This window comes from Streptomyces sp. NPDC007162 (assembly GCF_040634175.1).
Taxonomy (GTDB): domain Bacteria; phylum Actinomycetota; class Actinomycetes; order Streptomycetales; family Streptomycetaceae; genus Streptomyces.
This window is the reverse complement of sequence record NZ_JBEYFC010000614.1, coordinates 1-4,611: the sequence shown is the minus strand read 5'-3', so window position 1 is coordinate 4,611 and position 4,611 is coordinate 1. Positions and strand designations below refer to the sequence as shown.

5 protein-coding genes are annotated in these 4,611 nt (G+C 73.4%); all 5 read left to right on the top strand.

The window, feature by feature from the left end; translation table 11 throughout:
- Nucleotides 1–364 precede the first annotated feature (364 nt).
- On the top strand, nucleotides 365–1,144 hold the full coding sequence (locus ABZ646_RS40535; RefSeq protein WP_360530976.1) for an HAD-IIA family hydrolase: 780 nt from the start codon (nucleotides 365–367) through the stop codon (nucleotides 1,142–1,144).
- A gap of 100 nt (nucleotides 1,145–1,244) precedes the next feature.
- Entirely contained in the window at nucleotides 1,245–1,793 is a 549-nt protein-coding gene (locus ABZ646_RS40530) for a hypothetical protein (protein WP_360530973.1), read from the top strand.
- Nucleotides 1,794–1,804: 11 nt separating this feature from the next.
- Nucleotides 1,805–2,473, top strand: a complete 669-nt coding sequence (locus ABZ646_RS40525; protein ID WP_360530970.1) for a class F sortase — start codon at nucleotides 1,805–1,807, stop codon at nucleotides 2,471–2,473.
- Between the two features lie 289 nt (nucleotides 2,474–2,762).
- Nucleotides 2,763–3,788 carry a glycoside hydrolase family 6 protein gene (locus ABZ646_RS40520; protein WP_360530967.1) on the top strand — a complete coding sequence of 342 codons (1,026 nt, stop codon included), beginning with the start codon at nucleotides 2,763–2,765 and terminating at the stop codon, nucleotides 3,786–3,788.
- A gap of 133 nt (nucleotides 3,789–3,921) precedes the next feature.
- Nucleotides 3,922–4,521 (top strand): DUF4232 domain-containing protein, encoded by a 600-nt coding sequence (locus tag ABZ646_RS40515; RefSeq protein WP_360530964.1) that lies wholly within the window; start codon nucleotides 3,922–3,924, stop codon nucleotides 4,519–4,521.
- The last annotated feature ends 90 nt before the right edge of the window (nucleotides 4,522–4,611 follow it).

Here is a 4,611-nt window from a genome sequence, read left to right as displayed (position 1 = left end):
AGCACAACCACGAATACGAGATAGACTGCTTTTGCACTTGAGTACATCTGTATGATCTGCGAACCTCTCGGCCCCGGGTGCCCGGCTGTCCGCCCTGGGCACCCGAGCCCCGACGGCCCGGGCCGCGGTGGCCTGGAACTGCGGAGTCCCGGTCGTCGGACCGCCGGCATGAGCGCGGCACCTGACGGACGTCGGGCGCCGCGGACGGTCGGTCCGCGGTCGGTGGCCGACCAGCAGGTGAGCAGGGCATTCCCCGGTGATCCCGGCGTTGTCTAGGCTGGGGGCGTCGGTACGCCGTGGTTCCGGCGCGCCCAGCTCAGGCATGACCGCACACCGCCATACGCACGCCAGGAGACCCACCCACATGGCAGACCGCAAGCCCATCGAGTCGTGGCTCACCGACATGGACGGCGTTCTCATCCACGAGGGGGTCCCGATCCCCGGCGCGGACGCCTTCCTGAAGAAGCTCCGGGAGTCCGGTCGGCCCTTCCTGGTGCTCACCAACAACTCCATCTACACCGCCCGTGACCTGCACGCACGGCTGCGGCGGATGGGCCTGGACGTGCCGGTGGAGAACATCTGGACCTCCGCCCTCGCCACCGCCCAGTTCCTGGACGACCAGCGGCCCGGCGGCAGCGCCTACGTCATCGGCGAGGCCGGTCTGACCACCGCGCTGCACGACATCGGGTACATCCTCACCGACCACGAGCCCGACTTCGTGATCCTCGGCGAGACCCGCACCTACTCCTTCGAGGCGCTCACCAAGGCGGTGCGCCTGATCAACGACGGCGCCCGGTTCATCGCCACCAACCCCGACAACGTGGGCCCGTCCACCGAGGGCGACCTGCCCGCCACCGGCTCCGTCGCCGCGCTGATCACGGCCGCGACCGGCAAGAAGCCGTACTTCGTCGGCAAGCCCAACCCGCTGATGATGCGGGCCGGGCTGAACGCGATCGGCGCGCACTCGGAGACCTCCGCGATGATCGGCGACCGGATGGACACCGACGTCCTCGCGGGCCTGGAGGCCGGGATGCGCACCTTCCTGGTGCTGTCCGGCGTCACCCAGCCCGACGACGTCGACCGCTACCCGTTCCGGCCCTCCGAGGTCGTCGACTCGATCGCGGACCTCGTCGACCGGGTCTGAGCGGCCAAACCCGAGCTCACCCGGACGGAGCAACCTGGCGCCTTCCGAGGATGCGTGGGTGCCCGGTGCGGGGGAGCCTCCAGATATCTGGAGGTTCACGATGGGCTCAATTCGCCTCACTTTCTGTACCGGGCTCCTGGCCTCGGCCGTCGGGCTCTTCCCGGCGGCCGCGTCCGCGGCGGACGGCCGGGGGATCACCGTGACCCCGGCGTCGCCGGCCCCCGGCTCCGTGGTGACCCTGCGGGTCAGCGGCTGCTCCGGCACGACCGGAGCCGCCGCCTCGACGGCCTTCGTCTCGGACGCCCGGCTCAGCGGCTCCGACGGCACGCTGACCGGCGAGACCCAGGTCCGCTCCGCGGCGGCCCCCGGCTCCTACGACGTGCGGGTCGGCTGCGCCGGTGCGTCCGTCACCGGCAGCCTCACCGTCGTGGCGCGGCCGCCGTCCGGTCAGGACGCGCCCGACGCCGTGCTCTCCTCACCCGTCGCGCCCGTGCACGCGGGCGGCGGGGGCACCGCTCCGCTCGCCTCGGTCGACTCCCGTTCGGCCGGTCCGGACACCGCGCAGGCGGTCACCGGTCTCCTCCTCGCCGGGTTCGCCGCGGCCGCCGTCGGGCTGCTGAGCGCCCGCCGGAGCCGCGGCTCACGCTGAGGACGGGGCCGATGTCCGACGACACCGAACGTTCCACCGGGACCGGACGGCTGCTGACCGGGGTGACCTGGGCCGTCCTGCTGCTCGGGCTGTGGCTGTGGGGCCGCGGGGTCACCGAGGTGCCCGACGGGCTGACCGGACCGACCACGGGTGACATGGCCGCCGTCGGCCGCCCCGCGGACGCCGGACTCCCGCCCGCCGCCACGCCGTTGGCCCCGGCCGTGCCCGAGCGCCTCGACATTCCCGACCTGGGCGTGCAGGCCCCCGTGGTGGCCCGCGGCCTCGACCGCGACGGCGGGGTCGACCCGCCGCCCTTCGACCAGCCCGGCGTGGTCGGCTGGTACCGCTCGGGGACCGGCCCCGGAGCGGCGGGCACCGCGGTCCTGGTCGGGCACGTCGACACCCGGACCCGGCCCGCGGTCTTCTACAAGATCAGCGCCCTGCGGCCGGGGGAGACGATCCGGGTGGTCCGCTCCGACAACACCGTGGCCACTTTCACCGTCGACGACACCCGGGTCCTGCCCCGCGACCACTTCGACGCCCGGCAGGCCTACGGCACCCGCGAGCCGGGCCGCGCCGAACTCCGCCTGATCACCTGCGGCGGCGCCTTCGACCGGACGACCGGAAGCTACACGGCGAACGTGGTCGTCTCGGCGTACCTCACCGGAACCACCCCGTAGGACACACCTGACGCCCGGTCGGCGGCCCGCTCCCCTGAGACCGCCGACCGGGCCGGTCCTCGACCGCGCGCGCTCGGGCCGCGGGAGTGACCCGGCGCCGGCGCGGGAGGCTGGGAAGCCGGTCCGGGAGGCCGGGCGGCCGCCCGCAAGCGACTCTAGGGGGCCAGGGGCACCCGGGCCTAGCGGGCTGTAACAGCTCGTGGACAACGGGTGGGCGAGCTCGTGGCGAGTGCGGCGGGTATGTCACGATTGAGGCCTGGTCAAGTGCACCCACCCAGGGGGGAATTGGATGTACGACAGCAGGGGGGCCCGGTCGTCCGCCCGGGCGGTGGCACTGGCGGCGGTGCTGCTGCTCGCCGGGTGCTCCTCGGGCGGCGGGGACGACGGGAAGGGGAACGCGGACCCGGGCGCGGCCATCACCCAGCAGCCCCGGGAGGCGGACCCGTTCTGGGTGAACCCCGACTCCAACGCCGCCCGGCAGGTGCGGAGTTACGCGAAGGCCGGCAAGGGCGCGGACGCCGGGCGGATCCGCAGGATCGCGGCGCAGCCGACCGGCGAGTGGATCGGCCCGGAGAACCCCGAGCAGGAGGCGCGCGGCTTCACCGAGGCCGCCCAGCGGTCCGGCCGTACCGCCCTCCTGGTCCTCTACGACATCCCGCACCGCGACTGCGGCCAGTACAGCCAGGGCGGCGCGGCCGACGGAGACGCGTACCGGGCATGGCTGGCCGGGGTCGCCCGGGGCATCCAGGACCGCTCGGCCACGGTGATCCTGGAACCGGACGCCGTCCTGCACCTGGTCGACGGCTGCACCCCGGCGCAGTTCGCCGAGGAGCGCTACGACCTGCTGCGCGGCGCGATCACCACGCTGAAGTCGCTGAAGAACACGAAGGTGTACCTGGACGCGGGGAACGCCGGCTGGGGCCACCCCGACCAGATCTACCGGCCTCTCCAGCAGGCGGGCGTCGCGCGGGCGGACGGCTTCGCGGTCAACGTCTCCAACTTCTACTCCACCCAGGACTCCATCGCCTACGGCAGACAGCTCTCGGCGAAGGTGGGCGGCAAGCACTTCGTGATCGACACCAGCAGGAACGGCAACGGCCCGTACACGGGCGGCGATCCGGCCGAACGGTGGTGCAACCCGCCGGGCCGGGCGCTCGGCGAGACCCCGACGACGAAGACGGCGGACCCCCTGGTGGACGCCTATCTGTGGGTCAAACGCCCGGGCGAGTCGGACGGCACCTGCAAGGGCGGCCCGCAGGCGGGCGACTGGTGGCCGTCCTACGCCCTGGGGCTGGCCGGGGCGACGGATTCCTGAGCCGCGGAGAAAATATTGCCGCCTCGCGCGAACATTTCCGGCACAGCGCGCATCCATCCTCGTGTAGGGCACAAGCAGACGGCGCGGGGCGTACGCCCGGCTCGCGCCACGGAACACGAGGAGCACCGTCACCGTGAACGATGACCGGAACACCACCGACCGGACCACCCTCGCCCGTCCCACGTCCCGGCGCACCGGCCGCGGGCTCGGCCGTACGCTGCTCGCCGTGACCGCCCTCGCCGGTCTCGGGCTCGCCTGGGCGGGCACCGCCGAGGCCGCGGACGCCGGCACCGCCAGGGCCACGCCGACCTGTTCGGCCGCCGCGCTCAAGGCCACCTTCGGCCAGGGGCTGGCCGGCGGGATGAACCACCAGGGTGTCGTCATCAGGCTGCGCAACCTCAGCGGCAAGACCTGCGCGCTGCGCGGCTACCCCGGCCTCGGCCTGGAGAACTCCCGGCACAAGGCGCTGACGACCCACACCCACTGGGGCGACACCTGGTACGCCAAGGACCCGGGCAGGAAGACCCTGGTCCTCAAGGACGGCCAGAGCGCCGAGGCCGTCGTCGCCTGGACCCACGCCAACACCGGTACCTCGGGCGCGGTGCACGCCTCCTACCTGGAGATCACCCCGCCCGCGTCCACCCAGCACAAGACGCTGGCGTTCCCCGAATGGGTCGACCACGGCGACCTCTCGGTCACCGCGCTGGCCCGGCACATCGACGTCACGCCCTGACCGTCGCGGTCACCGTGCCGCCCCGCCCGGAGGACCGGCGGGGCGGCACGGTGACCGGCCGTCACACCGCCGCCGCTACGGCACCTTCAC